Raw genomic sequence first — 20,438 nt, 5'->3', positions numbered from 1 at the left:
CCCGGCACCCACCGAGCCGACCCGCCGGACGCCGGTCAACGCACCCGTCCACCGGCCGCCGGTCAACGCGCCCGGTTCACCGGCCGCCCGTCAGCGCACCCGGTTCACCGGCCGCCGCTCAGCGCACCCAGTTCGCCGGACGCTTCTCCAGGAACGCCCGCATCCCCTCCTGCGCCTCCGCCGAGCCGAACAGCCGCGCCGACAGCTGCACCAGCTCGTCCGCGTCCCGCTCGAAGGAACGCACCACGTCCGCGTTGGCCAGCCGCTTCGACTCGGCGAGCCCCTGCGGCGAGCCCTGGCGCAGCGCGTCCAGCAGCTCCTTCAGCGCGCCCTCGACTCCGTCCGTGGAGTCGGCCGCGCGGGTGAGCAGCCCGATCCGGGCGGCCTCGGCGGCGTCGAAGACCTCGCCGGTGAGGTAGTAGCGGGAGGCGGCGCGCGGGTCCAGCTTGGGGCGCAGCGGCAGCGAGATGACGGCGGGCGCGAGGCCGAGCCGGACCTCGGTGAAGGCGAAGGTGGCGGCGGGGCCGGCGATCGCGAGGTCGGCCGCGCCGATCAGGCCGAGGCCGCCGGCCCGGGCGTGTCCGTTCACGACGGCGATCACCGGCTTCGAGCAGTCGACGATCGCCTTCTGCAGCTCGACCAGGCCGCGCGGGCCGACCGTCGGGTCGGCGCCGGTCGCCTCGGACAGGTCCGCGCCGGCGCAGAACACCTTGCCGGTGTGGGTGAGCACGACCGCGCGGACGTCCCGGTTCGCCGCCGCGACCGCCAGTCCGGCGTGCAGTTCCGACATCAGCCGGGAGGAGAGAGCGTTGCGGTTGTGCGGCGAGTCGAGGGTGAGCGTGGTGACGGCGTCGGCGGTGGTGACGTGGACGAGGGGCGCTGCGCTGGTCATCGGCGGGGCCTGCTTTCCGGCTGAGGGTGGGTCGGACCGCTGGCGCCGTCCGGGGTGCCCGGGCGGCGCCCGGACGACTCTGGCACGCCCACCCGCCCCTCGGCCAGAGCCTCCCGTCTCCCGCTCCCCCGGTCCTGGCGGAAAACCGCTGGTGCCCGTCGCCCCGCCCACGGCAGCATCTGCGCCATGATCACCGACGCCGCCGTCCTGCTGCTCTCCCCGCGCGTCACCGAGACGGGCCACCAGTTGCGCACCGTCGCCGGGCACCGCGGCCTGCGGGCGTGCACGGCCGCGTCCTGGCGGGCGCCGGAGGGCCTGGCCGGCTCGCCGGTGCACCTGTACGGCGGGCCGCTGTTCGCCGACGCGGTCGGGCGCGCGCTCGGCCTGGCCCTGCTGGAGCCGGCCGCGGACTGGCTGGCCCGGCTGCCGGGCGCGCTCACCGGGCGGCGGGTGTCGTACGGCACGCTCGCCGAGGCCCGTCGCCTGCGCGGCCCGGCGTTCGTCAAGCCGCCGGTCGACAAGCTGTTCGCGGCCCGCGTCTACCCGGACGGCGGCGCGCTTCCGGGGCCGGAGCTGCTGGACGGCGACACGCCGGTGCTGGTGAGCGAGGTGGTGCGGTTCCGTACGGAGTACCGGCTGTTCGTGCTGGACGGCGAGGTCGTGGCCGGCTCGCGGTACGCGGTGGACGGGGAGCTGTCCGCCGCACCGCTGGGGCCGGACACCGCCGAGGTGCTCGCCTTCGCCCGCGACGTCCTGGCAGCCTCGGCCTCCGGCGCCGCTGACGCCTCCAATGCCTCCGACGCCTCCGACGCCTCCGACACCTCGGCCTCCGGCGCCCCGCTGCCGAGCGCGGCGGTGGTGGACGTCGGCCGGACGGACGGCGGTTGGGCCGTGGTCGAGTCCAACGCGGCCTGGGCCAGCGGGGGTTACGCCGCCGACCCGGAGGGCGTGCTGGACACGGTGCTGCGCTCGGCCGGGCCGGCTTCCCGAGTGGCCGCGGCCGACCGCCCGTTCCTGCGTGAGCTCCCCGAGGTGACGGACTGACGGCCGGCGGCGGCCCGGCCTGCCGAAACGGATTGCGCCCGGGCGGCGGGTGCCCCACGATCGGCGCCATGACCACCGAAAACCACTCCCACCTCACCCACATCGCCGAACCGCCCGGGGTCGCCCGGGCGGCGGGCTACACCCACGTCGTCACCGGCACCGGCCGGCTCGTCCAGGTGTCCGGCCAGGTCGCCTTCGACGAGCAGGGGGCCCTGGTCGGCGCGGGCGACCCGAAGGCGCAGGCGCACCAGATCTTCGAGAACCTGCGCCGCTGCCTGGCAGCCGCCGGGGCCGACTTCTCCCACGTCGTGAAGTTCACCTTCTTCATGACCGACATCGCCCACCTCGCGGCCATCCGGGAGGCCCGCGACGCGTACCTGGGCGACCTGCCGCTGCCGGCCGCCTCCGCGATGCAGGTCGCGGCCCTGTTCCGGCCCGAGGTGCTGATCGAGATCGAGGCGATGGCGATCCTCCCGGAGTAGCACCGGGGCAGCAGGAGCACGTTTCCCCGCCGACGCCCGCCCGGGATCGGGCAGGAGCACCCCAACTCGCCACTGGTACAGACCTGTTGACGCATTGGTCCAGTCCTCCTACAGTGCCCATGCCCCCGCCTCCCCACAGCGCGGGCACCGATCGCACACGCAGCACATCCGGTTCTACGCCACCCTGTCCAACCCCCACAGCCACAGGGAGAACCATGTCCGCTCGATCCCGGTCCGGGCGCCCACCCGCGCGCGGCAGGCTGCTCGCACTGCTCTCCGCCCTGCTGCTCCCGCTCGCGCTGCTCACCGCGCTGGCGGCCCCCGCGAACGCCGGCACCACCCCCACCCCGGCCGCCGGAAAGCTCACCGCCACCTTCACCACCGCCGACAACGGCTCCTGGTGGCAGGGCACGTACATCGTCCACAACGACAACGCCGCCGCCGTCTCCGGCTGGTCGCTGGAGTTCGACCTCCCGGCCGGCGTCACGATCGGCAACACCTACAACGGCACCGCCACCGTCAGCGGCCAACACGTCACCGCCACCGCCGCGTTCTACAACTCCACGGTCAACGCCCACAGCACCACCGAGCCGTACAGCTTCTGGTTCGTCGGCACCGGTCCGGTCGCCGCACCCCTCAACTGCCGGGTCAACGGCGACAGGTGCGACGGAACCCCGGACGTCCCGCCGGGTGCGCCGGGCACGCCCGCCGTCACCGAGTCCACCGCGCACACGCTCGCCCTGAGCTGGCCGGGCGCCGCCCGCGGGGACTTCCCGGTCGCCTCCTACGACGTGCTGAACGGCAGCACCGTGCTCGCCTCCGGCACCACCACCAGCGCCCTGGTCACCGGCCTCACCCCGGCCACCTCGTACACCCTGACCGTCCGGGCGAAGGACAGCCGGGGCAACACCGGCCCGGTCAGCGCGCCCGTCACCGCCGCCACCTTCGACCCGTCGACCGACACCGTCCCGCCCACCGCGCCGACCAACCTGCGGGCCACGGCGGTGAGTTCGTCGGATGTGACGCTCGCCTGGAACGCCGCGACGGACAACGTCCGGGTCGCCGCCTACGACGTCTACCGGGGCGCCACCCTGGCCGCGACGGTCACCGGCGCCACGCTCACCGCGACCATCGGCAGCCTCTCGCCGTCCACCGCCTACAGCTTCACCGTCAAGGCCCGCGACCCCGCCGACAACACGTCCGCCGCCTCCACCCCGCTCTCCGTCACCACCTCGGACGTCGTCGGCGCCGGGAAGTACGCCCGGGTCGGCTACTTCGTCCAGTGGGGGATCTACGGCCGTCAGTACTTCGTCAAGAACCTCGACACCTCGGGCAGCGCCGCCAAGCTCGACATCATCAACTACGCCTTCGAGAACATCGATCCGGTGAACCTGACCTGCCTCGCGGGCGTCACCAAGGGCACCACCGGCAACCCGCAGGACCCGGACCAGGGCACCGGCGCCGGTGACGCCGATGCCGACTACGCCCGCCCGATGAGCGCCGACCAGTCCGTGGACGGCGTCGCCGATGACGGCTGGGGCAAACTCCGGGGCAACCTCAACCAGTTGAAGAAGCTCAAGGCCAAGTACCCGAACCTGAAGGTGGTCGTCTCGCTCGGCGGCTGGACCTACTCCACGTACTTCTCCGACGTCGCCGCCACCGACGCCTCCCGCCAGAAGTTCGTCAAGTCCTGTGTCGACACCTGGATCAGGGGCAACCTGCCGGTCTACAACGGCGCCGGCGGCGACGGCGTGGCGGCGGGCATCTTCGACGGCATCGACCTCGACTGGGAGTGGCCCGGCTCCGGCGACGGCCACGCCGGCAACCACTGGAGCGCCGACGACAAGGCCAACCTGACCCTGCTGGCGGCCGAATTCCGCAAGCAGCTCGACGCGTTGGGCGGCTCGCACAAGCTGCTCACCGCCTTCACCCCGGCCGACCCGGCGAAGGTCGCGGCCGGCTGGGACCTGTCCAGGATCTTCGGTTCGCTGGACATCGCCAACGTCCAGGGCTACGACTTCCACGGCGCCGGCAGCGACAACTCCTGGGAGCCCAACCGCACCGGCCAGGCCAGCAACCTCCACCCGGACCCGAACGACCCGTACAACGTCCACTTCAGCATCGACACGGCCGTCCAGACCTACCTGAACGCCGGGGTCAACCCGCGCAAGCTCACCATCGGCTTCCCGTTCTACGGGCGCGGCTGGCAGGGTGTGGCCGCGGGCGGGGCCGGCGCGAACGGCGCCTGGCAGTCCGCGACCGGCGCCGCGCCCGGCCAGTTCGCCGAGGAGGCCGGGACGCGCGGGTACAACAACCTGATCACCGGCGTCCCCGGCCTCACCGTCTACCACGACCCCAACTCCGTGGCCACGTACGGCTACACGGGCGCCGGCGGCCAGTGGTGGACCTTCGACGACGCCTGGTCGATCGCCCGGAAGGCGGCCTACCTCAAGTCGAAGAACCTGCTCGGCGGGATGATCTGGGAGATGTCGGGCGACACCCCGTCCGGCACCCTGATGTCCGCCCTCGACACCGGCCTCACCCAGCCGGGCCCCACCCAGCCGCACGGTCTCGGGTAACAGCCCCCCGAAAAAACCGAGTCGGGCCGGGGGGGGGGCCCGGGCCCCCCGGGGGGGGCCCGGGCCCGGGGGGCGGGCCCGGGCCCCCCCCCCCCCCGCGGCGGGCCCCCCCCCCGCCCCCGCCCGCCCGCGCCCGCGGGGGGGGCCCCGTAAACCCCCCCCCAAAAACCCCCCCCCCGCCGGGGGGCCCCCCCCCCCCGGGGGGCCCCCCCCCCGGGCCCGGTGCTCAGCGCGCGGCCATCCCGAGCAGCTTGCGCGCCGCCCGGTTCTCCCGCAGCAGCCGGGCGAAGTCGGTGTGCCCCTGGGTGGTCCGGGCGAAGGCCCGCCACGCGGCCGGCACCGTGCAGACCGCCGTGTGGAACAGCTGCGGCCGCCGCTCGAAGGCCGCCAACAGCTGCTTGCCGGCGCGCATTTCGACCCCCAGCCCGGCCTTGATCGCGAACGCGTAGTTCAGCGCCTCGCGCCGCACGCCCGCCGCCTCACCGGCCTCCGCGACCTTCACCGCCCACTCACCGGCCAGCCGGCCCGAGCGCAGCGCGTACGAGATGCCCTCACGGGTCCACGGCTCCAGCAGCCCGGCCGCGTCCCCGGCCACCAGGACCCGGCCGCGGGAGAGCGGCGAGTCCTCGGCCCGGCAGCGGGTCAGGTGGCCCGACTCGACGCTCGGGGTGAACCCGGACAGGCCCAACCGCCGGATGTAGTCGGCCAGGTACTGCTTCGTCCGCTCGCCGTCGCCGCGCGCCGAGATGACGCCGACGGTCAGGCTGCCGGAGTCCGTCTTCGGGAACACCCAGCCGTAACTGCCGGGCAGCGGGCCCCAGTCGAGGTGCACCCGGCCCTGCCAGTCGGCGGCGACCTCCGGCGGCACCGGGATCTCCGCCTCCAGCCCCAGGTCGATCTGGTCGAAGGTGACCCCGACGTGCCGGGCGATCCGGCTCGCGCTGCCGTCCGCGCCGACCACCGCGCGCGCCTCGAAGACCCGCCCGTCCGCGGCCGTCACCCGCACCGTCCGCTGGTCGCCGCCGCGCTGCTCCACGCCGGTGACGGTCACTCCGGTGAGCAGCACCGCGCCCGCCTGCTCGGCCGCCTGCACCAGGCGCAGGTCGAACTCGTCCCGGTTGACCAGGCCGAACAGCATCCGCTCGGAGCGGTGCGTGCGGGTGTACCGGCCGTCGTAGGCGAAGGTGACGGCGTGCACCCGGTCCTGCAGCGGCAGCTTGAAGTCCGGCGGCAGGCTGTCCCGGGAGGGGCCGATGATGCCGCCGCCGCAGGTCTTGTAGCGGGGGTGCTCGGCCTTGTCGAGCAGCAGGACCCGGCGGCCCTGGACGGCGGCGGCGTGCGCGGCCGAGGACCCGGCCGGTCCGGCGCCGACCACCACGACGTCCCAGACGACGCCGTCGAGCCGCGGGTCCGGGGCGGCGGACGCGCCGCCCTCGTCCACGGCGTTCTCGTCCGCCACGGCCTCGTCCACCGCGGTCTCATCCGCCGCGGCCTCGTCCACCGCGGTCTCATCCGCCGCGGTCACGGCCTCGGCCGGAGTGTCGGCCGGAGTGTCGAGCGGGCTACGGGAATCGGGGCTTCCGGAGTCAGTCACGTCGAGCAATCCTATGCGTCCGACCGACCCGTCCGGACGCCGCACCACCCCGACCGGCCGCAGCACACCCCGACCGGCCCCAGCCACGCGCCCCCGCCCCGCGCTCGGCCCGTACCGGCCCCGTACCGGCCCCGCGCACGGCCCGACCGGCTCCGAACCACGCCGATCGGCTCAGCCTATGATCGGAAACACCCCAACCGAACGCCCCGCCCGCACCCCTCGGACGGCGGCCCCTCCCCACGGAGCACCGATGTCACAGCCCCTGGCCGACGCCGTCCGGTCCCTGATGGACCGTGCCCGCACCGACCTCGCCGAACTGGTCGCCTTCCCCTCGGTCGCCGACCCGCGCCAGTTCCCGGTCGAGGAGTGCGAGAAGGCCGCGCGCTGGGTCGCCGACGCCTTCGCCGCCGAGGGCCTGACCGGCGTGCGGCTGCTCGACACCCCGGACGGCACCCAGTCCGTCTACGCCGAGCTCCCCGGCCCCGAGGGCGCCCCGACCGTCCTGCTCTACTCGCACTACGACGTCCAGCCGCCGCTCGACGAGGCCGGCTGGCACAGCCCCGCCTTCGAGCTGACCGAGCGTGACGGCCGCTGGTACGGGCGCGGCGCGGCCGACTGCAAGGGCAACATCCTGATGCACCTGACCGCCCTGCGCGCGCTGCGCCAGGTGTACGGCGACGCGTACCCGGTCGGTCTGAAGATCATCGTCGAGGGCTCGGAGGAGCAGGGCACCGGCGGCCTGGAGCGCTACGCCGAGGCCCACCCCGAGCTGCTCACCGCCGACGTCATCGTCATCGGCGACACCGGCAACTTCGCCCCCGGCCTGCCCACCGTGACCGCCTCGCTGCGCGGCATGACGGTCGTCGAGGCCTCGATCACCACCCTGGCCGGGAACCTGCACTCCGGCGCCTTCGGCGGCGCCGCCCCGGACGCCCTGCAGTGCCTGGTGCGGGTCCTCGCCTCGCTGCACGACGAGCACGGCGACGTCGCGGTCGACGGTCTGGCCGCCGACCAGACCTGGGAGGGCGTGGCGTACCCCGACGAGCAGTTCCGCGCGGACGCCAAGGTGCTCGACGGCGTCGCCCTGACCGGCACCGGCACCGTCGCCGACCGCCTCTGGGCCCGCCCGTCCGTCACCGTGCTCGGCATCGACGCCCCGCCGGTGATCGGCGCCACCTCCTCCGTCCAGGCCGCCGCCAAGGCCCTGATCAGCCTGCGCGTCCCGCCGGGCATGGACGCCGCCGAGGCCCAGGCCGCGCTGGTCGCCCACCTGGAGGCGCGGACCCCGCTGGGTGCCCGCCTCACCGTCGAGCGCCACGGCAACGGCTCGCCGTTCCGCGCGGACACCAGCGGCCCGGCCTACGAGGCGATGGGCGAGGCCATGCAGGAGGCGTTCGGCACCCCGATGGTGGCCTCCGGCGAGGGCGGCTCGATCCCGCTCTGCAACACCCTGCGCACGCTCTACCCGCAGGCCGAGATCGTGCTGATCGGCGTCGAGGACCCGACCACCCAGATCCACGCCGTCAACGAGAGCGTCGACCCGCGGGAGCTGGAGCGGATGGCCCTCACCGAGGCGCTGTTCCTCCGCCGCTACGCCGAACTGCGCTCCGCCTGACGGGAGTTCGAGGCCCTGCCGGACTCCCGCCCGGAACCCTGCCCGGACTCCCGCCCGGAACCCCCGCCGGACTCCTGACGGGTCGCCGGCACCGGCCCCGGGCCCCCCCCCCCCCACCCGCGGGCGGGCCCCCCCCCCCCCGCCCCCCCCCCCCCCCCCCCCCCCCGCCCCGCCCCCGGGCCCGGGGGGGGGGGGCGCCGCCCCCGCCCCCGCCCCCCCCCCCCCCCCGGGGGGGGCCCCCGCCGCCACCACGGCCCAGCCGACCGCGCCCACCGCGAGCCCGGCCCCGGCACCGAAGCACACCTCGGGGACCAGGTTCCGCCGCAGCGGGCCGATCCGGTGCAGCACCCCGGCGGCCGTCGCCGCGCCCAGCGCCGCGACGGCCGCCCGGCGGACCGGGGGCGAGGGCCGCACGGCCGGCTGCACCGGCTCCACGGCCCGCACCGCGCGCGCCGCCCAGCCGCCCATCGCGGCCAGCGCGAGCGCCGAACTCCCGTACTGCGCCGCCTCGTAGAGCGGCACCCCGGCCACCGTCCGGTCCAGGACGGGCAGCAGCCGCACCCCCAGCCGGCCGCTGTGGGTGAACGCGTCCCAGCCGACGTGGGTGGCCGCGCCGATCGCCGCCGAGGCCGCGAACCAGGCCGCGCCCGCACCCCGGCGGCCGCCGCCCGGCACACCGCGCGAGTCCTCACCCCCGCCGCCACCGCCGGCCCGCCGGGCCGTCAGCGCCTCGGCGCCGCCCGCCCACCGCTCGGGCAGCAGCCCGACCAGCGGCGCCCGCACCAGCCCGTGCCAGCCGGCCACCAGCGCGCCGGCCACCGCCACGTCCAGCGTCGGCACCGCCCACCAGCGGTGCGTCAGCCCGCCGAGGCCGTACACCCCGGGCAGCAGCGACTCCGCGAAGAACGGCACGTCCGGCGCCATCGACCCGGCGACCAGCGCCGAGGCCACCAGCGGCCCGCGCCGCCCGGCGGCACGCAGCAGGGGCAGGACGGCGGCGGGGTGGCTGAGCGTGAAGGGCATGCGCCCATCCTCCCGCACGCCCCGGCCGAGCACCCTCCGAGCGCCGGCCCGCGGCCGCCCCGCGCCGCCCCGCCCGGTACGCCCCGCCCGGTACGCCCCGCCCGCGAACCCTCCGCCCCGCCCCCGCCTCAGCCCGTCACGCCGCGTCCGCCGCGCTCGCCAGCCCCATCGCGACCCGGGAGCCCGCCTCCAGGTACCGCAGCTCCCCGCACCGCCGCGCGTCCAGCGCGGCCGCGAGCCGCCGGTAGCGGCTGGGCGGCAGCAGCTCGGCGGCCTCGTCCAGGGTGACGAAGCGCCAGCCCCGCAGCTCCTCGGCCTGGAGCAGCACGCTCTGCCGCCCCTGCGCGTCGAGCAGCCCGCCGTCGTAGACGAGCCGAAGCCCGCCCCGGCGGGGGCCGGTGCGCGGCTCCCAGTCGACGGCGAGCAGGCGCAGCGCGGTCGGGTCGAGCCGCAGGCCGAGCTCCTCGGCGGTCTCCCGCAGGGCGGCGTCGGTGGGCGCCTCACCGCGTTCGACGACGCCGCCGGGGAAGTCCCAGTCGGGCTTGTAGACCGGGTCGACGAGGAGCACCCGGTCCTCCTCGTCGAAGAGGAGGACGGCGGAGGCGACGGTGTCGCCGGTCGGGTCCGGGGCCTGGACGATCGGGCAGCGGGCGGCGCCGACCCGGATGAGCTCGGCGATCCGCTGGGCGGTCTCGCGCGGGGTGAGCGCGCCGGTGTCGATCATCCGGGCGTCCTCGACCAGCCAGCGGCGGGCGGCCCGGTAGCGGGGGAGGTGGTCGAGGCACCAGCGGCGGACCCGCTCGCTGGCCGCCGGGTCGCCCGGGCACTCCTCGCGGCGCGCGATGCGCTCGCGCAGGATCGTTTCTTCTGGGTCCAGCACGAAGTGGTGCACCGCGATGCCGTGCGAGGCGAGGTCGCCGAAGATCTCGTCCCGGTAGTCCTCTCTGAGCAGCGTCATCGGAACCACCAGCGGCCCCGCGACCTCGCCGAGCAGCGCCGCCGCCGTCTCGGGGACGAGCCGGCGCCAGGCCGGCAGGTCCTGGAAGTCGGACACCGTCGCCAGCCGGTCCGCCGGGAGCATCCGGCGCAGGCCGAAGCCCACCTGCTCGGGATCGAAGAGCACGCTCCCGGGCAGCAGTTCCACCAGCTCGCGACAGGCACTGGTCTTGCCCGCCCCGAATGTGCCGTTGACCCAGACGATCACAATGCCCCCTGCTTTCGACTCGCCCCGGTGCCGTTCGCACCGGGCGGCGGCCCGTCCACCCGGACCGGTGCCACCCGTGGTGGTACCCGCGCCACGCCGCTCCCCATGCCTGAGCGACACGCCCTCCGCCGCGCGCCCACGCGCCCCTTGACAGGGGCATGTGCCCAGGTGGGACGGCCTACGGGGAAATATGTAGACCGGTCCGCATCAAAGTTGCACCCCTCCCCCACGGCTCACGCACAGCACCTCGGGCGGGTCGGTTTCCGCGCGCGCCCCGCCCGTACGCCCTTCGCGCCCCGCCCGCGCCCCACGATCCCGCCCGTCCGGCGTCCGGGCCGCCTTGCGCCGCCCGTGCCCCAGCGCCTACGAAGGAACGATGAAGCTGCTCCCCGCCGGTCGCGTCGTCGTCATCGGGTCGGTCAACACCGACCGCATCCTCCGCTGCCCCGTGCTCCCCTCCCCCGGCGAGACGGTGCTCGCCGCCGGCGCCGACCGGGGCTTCGGCGGCAAGGGCGCCAACCAGGCGGTGGCGGCCGCCCGGCTGGGCGCGGCGACGCACCTGGTCGGCAAGGTCGGGCGCGACGAGGACGGCCGGGCGGCGCTCGCCGATCTGCACGGCGCGCAGGTCGAGACGGGCGCCGTGCTCACGCATCCGGACGCGCCCACCGGACAGGCCGTCGTCATGGTCGACCCGCAGGGCGAGAACAGCATCGTCGTCGTCCCCGGTGCCAACGCCCACCTCACGCCCGCCGAGGTCGCCGCCGCCCTGGCCCGGCTGCGCCTGCTGCCGGTCGACGTGGTCCTCACCAGCAACGAGGTGCCCGCCGCGTGCGTCCGCGCGGCCGCCGCCGCGCTGCCGGCGCCCGACTCCGCCGGCCGGAGCACCCGGTGGCTGCACAACGCCGCCCCGGCCGGCGCGCTGCCCGACACCGGCCCGGCCGGCCGCCGCCCGCTGCTGGTCGTGAACGCCGTCGAGGCCCAGCAGCTCACCGGTGCCGGGGACGTCACCGGGGCCGCCCGCGCGCTCGCCGACCGCACCGAGGGCGCGGTGGTCACCCTCGGCGGCGACGGCGCCCTGGTCGCGGCCGGGGGGCGGCTGACCCGGCTGCCCGCCCCCGCCGTCCGGGTCGTCGACACCACCGGCGCGGGGGACGTCTTCTGCGGCGCCCTCGCCGCCGGGCTCGCCCGTGGCGCCGCGCTGCCCGAGGCGGCCGCCACCGCCGTCGCCGCCGGGGCGTTCGCCGTCACCGCCCTCGGCGCCCGCGGCGCCCTCCCCCGCCCGGCCGACCTCTGACGCCCCGTCCGGCACAGCGCGGAGCGCGCGTCAGGGGCGCGGACACCCCTGACGCGCGCTCGGCCGGACCGGCTACGGCCGGCCCATGAAGGTCGGGTAGTAGCCGCTGCTGATCCCCGAGGTCCGCACCAGCGTCCCCGGCCGCGCCGCCTCGACGTAGCGGTTGTCGCCGAGGTAGATCGCCACGTGCTGGATGCCGCGCGCGGTGCCGTCCGGCGACCAGAACAGCAGGTCGCCGCGGCGCAGCTGACTGGCCTTGATCGGCGTGGTCGCCGCGTACTGGTCGTTCGCGACCCGCGGCAGGTCGATGCCGCCGCGCCGGAAGGACTGCTGCACCAGACCCGAGCAGTCGTACCCGTTCGGCCCGTTGCCCGCCGTCACGAACGGCTTGCCGAGCTGCGCGAGCGCGTACTCCACGGCCGTCTCGACGTCCCGGTCGGCGGCCACCGAGTCGGACGAGCCGGAGGACGAGGAAGAGGAGGACGAGCCGCCCCCGGTGCGCGCCAGGTACACGTCGTAGTGGGTGGTCCAGCGCCACTCGCCCTTGGCGTTCTTGAACCAGTACCGGGAGCCGTCCCAGCCCTGCTTGATCCCGCCGCTCGACCGGGCGGCGGAGGAGGACGCCGCCGTCCCGCCGCCGGTGCGCGCCACGTACACGCTGTAGTGGGTGGTCCAGCGCCACTGCCCCTGGCTGTTCTTGAACCAGTACCGCGAGCCGTCCCAGCCGGCGTGCGCGGGGGCCGTCTCGGCGGCCGCGGGGCTCACGCTCGTGCCGAGCCCGATCACGCTCGCGCCGGCCGCGATCACGGCCACCATGCCTATCCCGCGACGGAGTCTCGCGGCCCGGGACGGGCGGGCGGTGCGGGCGGGGGCCGGGACGGCGTGCTGCCCGGTCGGCTCGTCGGCGGCATCCGGTGCGCCGGTGTTGACGGTGGTCATCCTGCTGACTTCCTCACTGCTGCGGACCGCCGCCGCCGTTGGGCGGCTGCGGAAACTGCTGCGGACACGCGGTACGCCCCGGCAGGTGCCGGGGCGTCCGGCTCGGCAGAGTCCGGCTCTGCCTGCGTGTCACGTTAGGCACGCGTCCGCTCACAGCGCGCAGTGGAGTGAGCCAATGGAGGGTTCCCGGGCGACGGAGCGCCAGGGCGGGCACCAACGGTGCATCAGGGTGAACACCCGTCACCGGGCGGCGTCCGGCGACCCTCCGTCAGCGGCCGCCGTGCTCCGCGAGCAGCTGCTTCTTCAGCACCTTCCCCAGGGCGTTGCGGGGCAGTTCGGGCACCAGGACGACGCGGCGCGGCCGCTTGTGCACCGACAACCGCTGCGCCACGAAGGCCGTCAGCTGGTCCCCCGTCACGGCGCCGTCCGGGACGACGTAGGCGACGATCGCCTGCCCGAGGTCCTCGTCGGGAGCGCCGACCACGGCCGCGTCGGCGACCGCCGGGTGGTCGCGCAGCGCGGCCTCGACCTCGCCGGCGCCGATCCGGTAGCCGCCGCTCTTGATCAGGTCGACGGAGGCGCGGCCGACGATCCGGTGGAAGCCGTCCGGGCCGATCACCGCGACGTCCCCGGTGCGGAACCAGCCGTCCGCCGTCCACGCCTCGGCGTCCGCGTCCGGCCGGTTGAGGTAGCCGCTGAACAGCGTCGGCCCGGCGACCTGCAGCTCGCCGACGCTCTCCCCGTCGTACGGCACGGGCGCGCCGTCCTCGCCGACCAGCCGGGTGCGCACGCCGTCCACCGGCAGGCCGACGCTGCCGGGGCGCCGCTCGCCGTCCGCCCGGGTGCTGACGGTGATCAGCGACTCCGTCATGCCGTAGCGCTCGATCGGCGCGTGCCCGGTGAGCGCCGCCAGCTTCTCGAACACCGGGACGGGCAGCGGCGCGCTGCCGGAGACCAGCAGCCGGGCGGAGGCCAGCCGCCCGGCCGCCTCGGGGTCGGCGGCCAGCCGGGACCAGACGGTCGGCACGCCGAAGTACAGGCTGCCGCCCGCCGCCGCGTAGCCGGCCGGGGTGGGCCGCCCGGTGTGCACCAGGCGGCTGCCCGTGCGCAGCGCGCCGAGCACGCCGAGCAGCAGCCCGTGCACGTGGAACAGCGGCAGGCCGTGGACGAGGGTGTCCTCGGCGGTCCACTGCCAGGCCGCGGCGAGGGCGTCCAGGTCGGCGGCGATCGCCGCGCGGCGGATCACCGCGCCCTTGGGCGCGCCGGTGGTGCCGGAGGTGTAGAGCACGAAGCCGGTCGAGTCGTCGGCCGGTTCGGGGTGGCTGGTCGTGGAGCGCTCGGCCGGGTCGACCGGCAGCCCCGGCACGCCCTCCGGCACGTCCTCGCCGACGGCGTGCGCGAGCAGCGCCGCGCCCGAGTCGCGCAGGATGTGCTCGCGCTCCTTGGGGCCGGAGTCCGGCGGCAGCGGCACCACGGGGACGCCGGCCAGCAGACCGCCGACCACGGCGACGACGGTCTCGACGGTGGGCCGGGCGAGCACGGCGAGCGCGGGCGCGCCGGCCGCCCGGTCCGCGACGGCGGTCGCCGCGCCCAGGAGTTCCTCGCGGGAGAGCGCCCGCCCGTCGATCCGCAGCGCGTCCGCCGTGTCGCCGAACCCGCCCTGAAGTGCCGTCAGCAGTGCCATGCTTCCGTCCTCGCCCCTCGTCCTCGCCGTCGCCTCACGCTGTCGCGCCGACTCTACGGGGCGGGCCCCGCGCACCCGATCACCGGGAAGGGGCCCGGGGCGCCGGGAACGCCGGGCGGCGGCGGGCAGCGGCCGACGCCGAAGGGCGCGGCCCCGGAGTACCGGGTGCCGCGCCCTTCGCGTGCCGTACGGGCCTCGGGCCGTACGGGGGGCCCTGCGGAGGATCAGGCCTTGCGGGCCTTGACCTCGGCGGTCAGCTGCGGCAGCACGGCGAACAGGTCGCCGACCACGCCGTAGTCGACCAGCTCGAAGATCGGGGCCTCGGGGTCCTTGTTGACGGCCACGATGGTCTTCGAGGTCTGCATGCCGGCCCGGTGCTGGATCGCGCCGGAGATGCCCGCCGCGATGTAGAGCTGCGGGGAGACCTGCTTGCCGGTCTGGCCGACCTGGCTGGTGTGCGGGTACCAGCCGGCGTCCACGGCGGCGCGCGAGGCACCGACCGCACCGCCCAGCACGTCCGCGAGCTCCTCGACGACGCCGAAGCCCTCGGCGGCACCGACGCCGCGGCCGCCGGAGACCACGATCGCGGCCTCGGTCAGCTCGGGGCGGCCGGTCGAGACGCGCGGGGTGCGCGAGGTGACCTTGGCGGCGTTGCCGGTGAACTCGACCGACACGTTCTCGACGACGCCGGCGGCCGGAGCGGCCTCCGGGGCGGCCGAGTTCGGCTTCACGGTGATGACCGGCGCGCCCTTGGTGACCTTGGACTTCACCTGGAAGGACGCGGCGAACACCGACTGGGTGGCGACCGGACCGCCGTCGCCGGCCTCCAGGTCGACGGCGTCGGTGATGAGGCCGGAGCCGATCCGCAGCGCGACGCGGGCGGCGACCTCCTTGCCCTCGCCCGAGGAGGTCACCAGCACGGCGGCCGGGGCGGCGGTCCTGGCGATCTGGGCCAGGGCGTCCACCTTGGGGACGACCAGCTGGTCGGCGAACTCGGCGCCGTCGACGACGTACACCTTGGCGGCGCCGTACTCGCCGGCCTTCGCGGCGATGTCGGCGGCCGCGGCACCGGCGCCGAGCACGACGGCGGACGGCTCACCGATGCGGCGGGCCAGGGTCAGCAGCTCCAGGGCCGGCTTGCGGACCGCACCGTCGGCGTGGTCCACCAGAACCAGGATCTCAGCCATGATTCGTTGCTCCTGATCGATCGTTGGATGCGCGGGGCGGTGGGACTAGATGAACTTCTGGTCGGCGAGGAAGGCGGCGAGCTGCTTGCCGCCCTCGCCCTCGTCCTTGACGACCGTGCCCGCGGTGCGCGCCGGACGCGCCGCCACCGACTCGACCGCCGTCCACGAACCCGCCAGGCCGACCTCGTCCGCCTCGATGCCCAGGTCGTCCAGGTCCAGCGACTGCACCGGCTTCTTCTTCGCCGCCATGATCCCCTTGAACGACGGGTAGCGGGCCTCGCCCGACTGGTCCGTCACCGAGACCACGGCCGGCAGCGCGGCCTCGACCAGTTCGGTCGCCGCGTCACCGTCACGACGGCCCTTGACCACGCCGCCCTCGACCGACACCTCGGACAGCAGCGTCACCTGCGGCACACCCAGACGCTCCGCCAGCAGCGCCGGCAGCACACCCATCGAACCGTCTGTCGACGCCATGCCACCGATCACCAGGTCGAAACCGGTCTTCTCCAGCGCCTTCGCCAGGATCGCCGACGTCCCGATCACGTCCGTGCCGTGGATGTCGTCGTCGTTCACGTGCACGGCCTTGTCCGCACCCATCGACAGCGCCTTGCGCAGCGCGTCCTTCGCGTCGTCCGGACCGACCGTCAGCACCGTCACCTCGGCGCCCTCGTTCGCCTCCGCGATCCGCAGCGCCTGCTCCACGCCGTACTCGTCCAGCTCCGACAGGAGGCCGTCCACACCCTCCCGGTCGGTGGTGTGGTCGTCCGAGAAACGACGGTCACCCGTCGCGTCCGGCACGTACTTCACACAGACAACGATCCTCAAGCTCACGGCCTTGTCTCCTGTACTGGTCTCGTCCGGCGGCTGCGGCTGTGCAAGCGGGGCGCGAACTCGGCACGCACCCGCTCCGGGCAGCGGTTTTCCCGTGCCGGTCCGGAACTTCCTGGCAGCATACTCGCCAGTAGCTCAGTGGTCACTACTGGCCAGTAGCTTACGCCGGGCAGCCCGCACCGCCGCACCCTGCGCCCATCCTGCCCCAGCCGACCCCGACTCCACCCCGCAGGGCCGTCCAACCGCCGGGAGATTCCTCGCCCGCCCCCGGTCAGAGCGCCTCGCCGAGCGCCGCGATCACGTCCGCCTTGCGCGGCAGCCCGGCCGCCCGGCGCACCACCCGGCCGTCCGCGTCCAGCACCAGCACGGTCGGCGTGCGCAGGACCTCCAGCCGGCGGACCAGTTCCAGGTGCGCCTCGGCGTCCACCTCGACGTGGGCGACGCCGTCGACCATGCCGGCCACCTCGTCGAGCACCCGGCGGGTCGCCCGGCAAGGCTGGCAGAACGCGGACGAGAACTGCACCAGCGTCGCCCGCGCGCCGAGCGCCCCGCCCAGCTCCGCCTCCGACAGCCGCACCGCACCGTCTCTGGTCCGCACCCTCGTCCTCCCGTCGCGCCCGGCCGGCAGCAGCCCGAACACGGTCGCCGCCGGGACGGCGGCACTCACCGCGCGTCCGGGCATCCCTCCAGTCTGCGGCATCGCCCGCCGCCCACGAAAGGGTGGTCGACCGCCGACACCGGGCACCCGTACCATCGCCCGATGGACTCCGAGCGCGCCCCAGCACGACTGCTGACCTCCCGTCGCGTGGTCGACCACGGACGTGCGACCACCTCCCGCCGTCGCTGACCGGCCCCACCACCAGGCCACGACTGCCGCTGCCGCCCGACGCGACCCTCCCGGAGCCCCCGTGCAGATCGATCCCCGCGGACCCCGCCTCGCCGCCGCGATCACCTCCGTCGTCCTGACCGTCGCCCTGGTCACCGGCAGCGGCCTGCTGCTCGCCGCCCAGACGCTCGTCTTCACCCTCGGCGTCCTCGGCGGCCCGCAGCGCTCTCCGTACGTCCGGCTCGTCCACGCCCTCGTCCTCCCCCGCCTGGCGCCGCCGACCGCGACCGCCGACGACCGGCCGCTGCGCTTCGCCCAGGGCGTCGGGCTGGTCTTCACCGCCATCGGGGCGCTCGGCTTCTTCACCGGGGTGCCGTGGCTGGGCCTGCTGACCGCCTCGTTCGCGCTGGCCGCGGCCTTCCTCAGCGCCGCCTTCGGCTACTGCGTCGGCTGCGAGATCTACCCGATCGTCCGGCACACCCGCAGCCGCCTCGGCACCGGCGCCTGACCCGACCGTCCCCGGCTCGGGACGGACGGGCGACGGGCGGGCGACGGGCGGGCGCAGGGCGGTCCGCACACGTCGGAAGAGCGGAGAGTTCCCGTTCGGGCCCATCACGGAGATCACACCGGGAAAATCCGGTCCGCCGCACGCCTCAGGTGACAGCGGGCACTCATTCGGGGGATCATCTCCAGGTATCACCCGTGACCGCCGCGGCGTGCCGTGCTCCGGTCGGCCCCCGCGCCCGGGCGCGGGCACCCCGCCGAACCGGGCCCCGGCCCGTGGAAGTCAGGACTGACCGTGGCAGAGTTCGTCTACCCGCCGGTGATCGGCGCCGCCCTCACCGCCTTCCGTGCGCTCGACGTACGGGTCAAGATCGTGGGTGCCGAGCACATTCCCGCCAAGGGCGGGGCCGTCCTGGTCAGCAACCACATCAGCTACCTGGACTTCCTTTTCGCCGGCCTCGGCGCCTACCGCGGCGGAAAGCGCAAGACGCGCTTCATGGCCAAGGACGACGTCTTCAAGCACCGCATCTCCGGCCCGCTGATGCGCGGCATGAAGCACATCCCGGTCGACCGCACCGACGGGCAGCCCGCCTACGAGGCCGCCGTACGCGCCCTCAAGGCCGGCGAGGTCGTCGGGGTGTTCCCCGAGGCGACCATCAGCCGCTCGTTCATGCTGAAGAAGTTCAAGACCGGCGCCGCCCGGATGGCCGCCGACTCCGGCGCCCCGCTGCTGCCCGTCGTCCTCTGGGGCACCCAGCAGCTCTGGACCAAGGGCCGTCCGAAGACCCTGACCAAGCGGCACGTCCCGGTGACGATCATGATCGGCGAACCGATCGGCCTCGGCCCGGACGACAAGCCCGTCATGGTCACCAGAAAGCTCCGCGCCGCCATGAGCGCGATGCTCGACCAGGCCCAGCGCGAGTACCCCGGCAAGCCGGCCGGCCCGGACGACAGCTGGTGGCTGCCCGCCCACCTCGGCGGCACCGCGCCCACCCTGGAGGTCGCCGAAGCCGAGGACGAGGCGGAGGCCGTCGCCAAGGCCGAGCGCCGCGCCGCCCGGGGCTGACCGACCGCCCCTCCCTCCCCTCTACTCCGTGCGACCGAGCGGACCCGTTCCGTAGCGTGTCGCCCGGCCGCCGACACCCCGCTTCTGACACAGTGACAGCTCCCTTTCCGAGGCCCCGCCCCCGGTCGGGAACGAGGCACCACGTCGCAGCGGTCGGAAAGGTCGAAGACGGAGATGACACGGATCACCGGCACACGGCAGTCCCCGGGAACCAGCAGAGCCCGCACCCGCGCAAGCGCCGGTGCGGGCCTTCTGCTTCTGGGCGCCCTGCTCACCGGCTGCGGAGCCGAGCCCGGGGACATCCCACTGTCCGAGATCCGGCCGGAGTCCCCCACCGCCACCCCCGAGCCGACACCCGCCACCCCGAGCCCCGGCGTCGTCGGCGCCGCGGCCGCGAACCCCGCCGCCGGGCACAACGGCCAGATCGTCGGCAGCGCCTTCGTGGACCCGGCCCGCAGCACCAGCGCCCTCGTCACCCTCGCCCCGGACGGCACCGGCCAGCGCCAGCTCACCCAGCCCCCCGACCGCGGCCGCGACGACCGCCCGGACTGGTCCCCGGACGGCAGCACCATCGCCTTCGACCGCACCGACCCGCAGACCGGCACCGCCCGGCTCTGGACCGTCTCCGCCACCGGCGACGCCGCCCACCAGATCGGCCAGCTCTGCGACGGCGGCGCCATCGACTGCGCCAACGAGGACGAGCGCGCCCCCGCCTACTCCCCGGACGGCAAGCAACTCGCCTTCAGCCGCACCTGGGGCGCCCTCGACCAGGCCACCCCCGCCCGGATCCAGTACTCCGACCTCTACCTGATGCGCCCGGACGGCACCGAGGTCCAACGGCTCACCTTCCTCACCAACGACAAGCCGTACTCCGGCACCGTCAGCAACCCCAGCTGGTCCCCGGACGGCAAGCAGCTCACCTTCGAGTACCGCACCAGCGCCACCGGCCAGCCCGCCAACAGCCGGGCCGTCTACGTCGTCGGCGCGGACGGCACCGGCCTGCGCCAGCTCACCCCCTGGGAACTGCGCGCCGGCGAACGGGCCAGCTGGTCCCCGGACGGCACACAGATCCTCTTCACCACCTACCCGGCCGGCCCCGACAACGCCCCCGGCGGCGGCATCTACACCGTCCACCCGGACGGCACCGCCATCGGCGCGCTCACCCCGGCACCGTCCGACGCCGCCTACGGGACCGCCGCCTTCGCGCCGGACGGCAAGTCGATCGTCTTCGCCCAGGCCGCCGCGGGCACCGGCGCCGACTTCTACACCATGCGGCCGGACGGCACGGGCGTCGCCCGGCTGACCAACAACGGGGACAAGTGGCTCAGCCGACCGGCCTGGGGGACGGCGACGGCCGCGGTCCAGGCCGTCTCGCAGTCGTCCCCCGGGGCTTCTCCGTCTGCTTCTCCCCCTGCTTCTTCTGCGGCCGCTTCCGCACAGCCATCCGGCGGGCCGTCCGCTCAGCCATCCGCCCAGGCGCCGGCCCGGGCCCAGGGGCAGCCGGACACCGAGGACGCCCAGCTCGACGACAGCGACCAGTGATCCGAGGCCAATCGACCGACCTCATCGGAAACGCGAGAAACCCCCATCCGGAATCCGGATGGGGGTTTCTCTGAAGAATTGTTCGGCGGCGTCCTACTCTCCCACAGGGTCCCCCCTGCAGTACCATCGGCG

Annotated in this window: 16 protein-coding genes and 1 pseudogene; 8 read left to right on the top strand and 9 right to left on the bottom strand. The window is 75.2% G+C overall.

All coding sequences use genetic code 11. From position 1 onward, the window contains the following. Positions 1–118 precede the first annotated feature (118 nt). Entirely contained in the window at positions 119–892 is a 774-nt protein-coding gene (locus ACPC54_RS34790) for an enoyl-CoA hydratase family protein (protein WP_498970463.1), read from the bottom strand. A 186-nt stretch (positions 893–1,078) separates the two neighbouring features. Here ACPC54_RS34790 and ACPC54_RS34785 point away from each other — a divergent pair, with 186 nt between their 5' ends. From ACPC54_RS34785 to ACPC54_RS34775, 3 genes are all read left to right on the top strand, one after another. Beyond that, the gene (locus tag ACPC54_RS34785; protein ID WP_498970462.1) at positions 1,079–1,936 is read left to right on the top strand and encodes an ATP-grasp domain-containing protein; all 858 of its coding nucleotides are present in this window, start codon (positions 1,079–1,081) and stop codon (positions 1,934–1,936) included. Between the two features lie 68 nt (positions 1,937–2,004). Then, the gene (locus ACPC54_RS34780; protein WP_498970461.1) at positions 2,005–2,418 is read left to right on the top strand and encodes a RidA family protein; all 414 of its coding nucleotides are present in this window, start codon (positions 2,005–2,007) and stop codon (positions 2,416–2,418) included. 215 nt (positions 2,419–2,633) lie between these two features. Beyond that, positions 2,634–4,997, top strand: a complete 2,364-nt coding sequence (locus ACPC54_RS34775; RefSeq protein ID WP_498970460.1) for a glycosyl hydrolase family 18 protein — start codon at positions 2,634–2,636, stop codon at positions 4,995–4,997. A gap of 226 nt (positions 4,998–5,223) precedes the next feature. On the opposite strand, the gene ACPC54_RS34770 is transcribed toward ACPC54_RS34775, so the two are convergent. After that, positions 5,224–6,456, bottom strand: coding sequence for a geranylgeranyl reductase family protein (locus ACPC54_RS34770; RefSeq protein ID WP_498970529.1), 1,233 nt, complete (start codon positions 6,454–6,456; stop codon positions 5,224–5,226). A 385-nt stretch (positions 6,457–6,841) separates the two neighbouring features. Here ACPC54_RS34770 and ACPC54_RS34765 point away from each other — a divergent pair, with 385 nt between their 5' ends. Then, a complete protein-coding gene (locus tag ACPC54_RS34765; RefSeq protein ID WP_498970459.1) occupies positions 6,842–8,206 on the top strand; it encodes a dipeptidase in 1,365 nt (454 codons plus the stop codon). A gap of 414 nt (positions 8,207–8,620) precedes the next feature. On the opposite strand, the pseudogene ACPC54_RS34760 reads toward ACPC54_RS34765, so the two are convergent. Next, positions 8,621–9,229, bottom strand: a pseudogene (locus ACPC54_RS34760) (DUF4184 family protein); the annotation flags it as partial. 136 nt (positions 9,230–9,365) lie between these two features. Continuing rightward, positions 9,366–10,433 (bottom strand): NUDIX hydrolase, encoded by a 1,068-nt coding sequence (locus tag ACPC54_RS34755; RefSeq protein WP_498970458.1) that lies wholly within the window; start codon positions 10,431–10,433, stop codon positions 9,366–9,368. A gap of 376 nt (positions 10,434–10,809) precedes the next feature. Between ACPC54_RS34755 and ACPC54_RS34750 the strand changes: the two genes are divergently transcribed. Then, positions 10,810–11,727 carry a PfkB family carbohydrate kinase gene (locus tag ACPC54_RS34750; protein WP_498970457.1) on the top strand — a complete coding sequence of 306 codons (918 nt, stop codon included), beginning with the start codon at positions 10,810–10,812 and terminating at the stop codon, positions 11,725–11,727. Between the two features lie 72 nt (positions 11,728–11,799). On the opposite strand, the gene ACPC54_RS34745 is transcribed toward ACPC54_RS34750, so the two are convergent. The 5 genes from ACPC54_RS34745 to ACPC54_RS34725 form a co-directional block, all read right to left on the bottom strand. Beyond that, the gene (locus tag ACPC54_RS34745; RefSeq protein ID WP_498970456.1) at positions 11,800–12,666 is read right to left on the bottom strand and encodes a C40 family peptidase; all 867 of its coding nucleotides are present in this window, start codon (positions 12,664–12,666) and stop codon (positions 11,800–11,802) included. A gap of 268 nt (positions 12,667–12,934) precedes the next feature. After that, positions 12,935–14,350, bottom strand: a complete 1,416-nt coding sequence (locus ACPC54_RS34740) for an acyl-CoA synthetase (RefSeq protein ID WP_498970455.1) — start codon at positions 14,348–14,350, stop codon at positions 12,935–12,937. A 224-nt stretch (positions 14,351–14,574) separates the two neighbouring features. Beyond that, entirely contained in the window at positions 14,575–15,537 is a 963-nt protein-coding gene (locus ACPC54_RS34735; RefSeq protein ID WP_498970454.1) for an electron transfer flavoprotein subunit alpha/FixB family protein, read from the bottom strand. 45 nt (positions 15,538–15,582) lie between these two features. Beyond that, on the bottom strand, positions 15,583–16,368 hold the full coding sequence (locus tag ACPC54_RS34730; RefSeq protein WP_369182496.1) for an electron transfer flavoprotein subunit beta/FixA family protein: 786 nt from the start codon (positions 16,366–16,368) through the stop codon (positions 15,583–15,585). Positions 16,369–16,639: 271 nt separating this feature from the next. Then, positions 16,640–17,050 (bottom strand): thioredoxin family protein, encoded by a 411-nt coding sequence (locus tag ACPC54_RS34725; RefSeq protein ID WP_498970453.1) that lies wholly within the window; start codon positions 17,048–17,050, stop codon positions 16,640–16,642. A 226-nt stretch (positions 17,051–17,276) separates the two neighbouring features. On the opposite strand from ACPC54_RS34725, the gene ACPC54_RS34720 reads away from it, so the two are divergent. The 3 genes from ACPC54_RS34720 (at position 17,277) to ACPC54_RS34710 (ending at position 20,306) form a co-directional block, all read left to right on the top strand. Beyond that, positions 17,277–17,702, top strand: a complete 426-nt coding sequence (locus ACPC54_RS34720; RefSeq protein ID WP_498970452.1) for a DUF4395 domain-containing protein — start codon at positions 17,277–17,279, stop codon at positions 17,700–17,702. 291 nt (positions 17,703–17,993) lie between these two features. After that, positions 17,994–18,764, top strand: a complete 771-nt coding sequence (locus ACPC54_RS34715) for a lysophospholipid acyltransferase family protein (RefSeq protein WP_498970451.1) — start codon at positions 17,994–17,996, stop codon at positions 18,762–18,764. A gap of 174 nt (positions 18,765–18,938) precedes the next feature. Next, positions 18,939–20,306 carry a TolB family protein gene (locus ACPC54_RS34710; RefSeq protein ID WP_498970450.1) on the top strand — a complete coding sequence of 456 codons (1,368 nt, stop codon included), beginning with the start codon at positions 18,939–18,941 and terminating at the stop codon, positions 20,304–20,306. Positions 20,307–20,438 lie beyond the last annotated feature (132 nt).

Origin of the sequence: Kitasatospora sp. NPDC094028 (assembly GCF_049543595.1) — a bacterium.
In the GTDB taxonomy this organism is placed as follows: domain Bacteria; phylum Actinomycetota; class Actinomycetes; order Streptomycetales; family Streptomycetaceae; genus Kitasatospora.
This window is presented reverse-complemented; position numbering and strand designations above follow the sequence as displayed.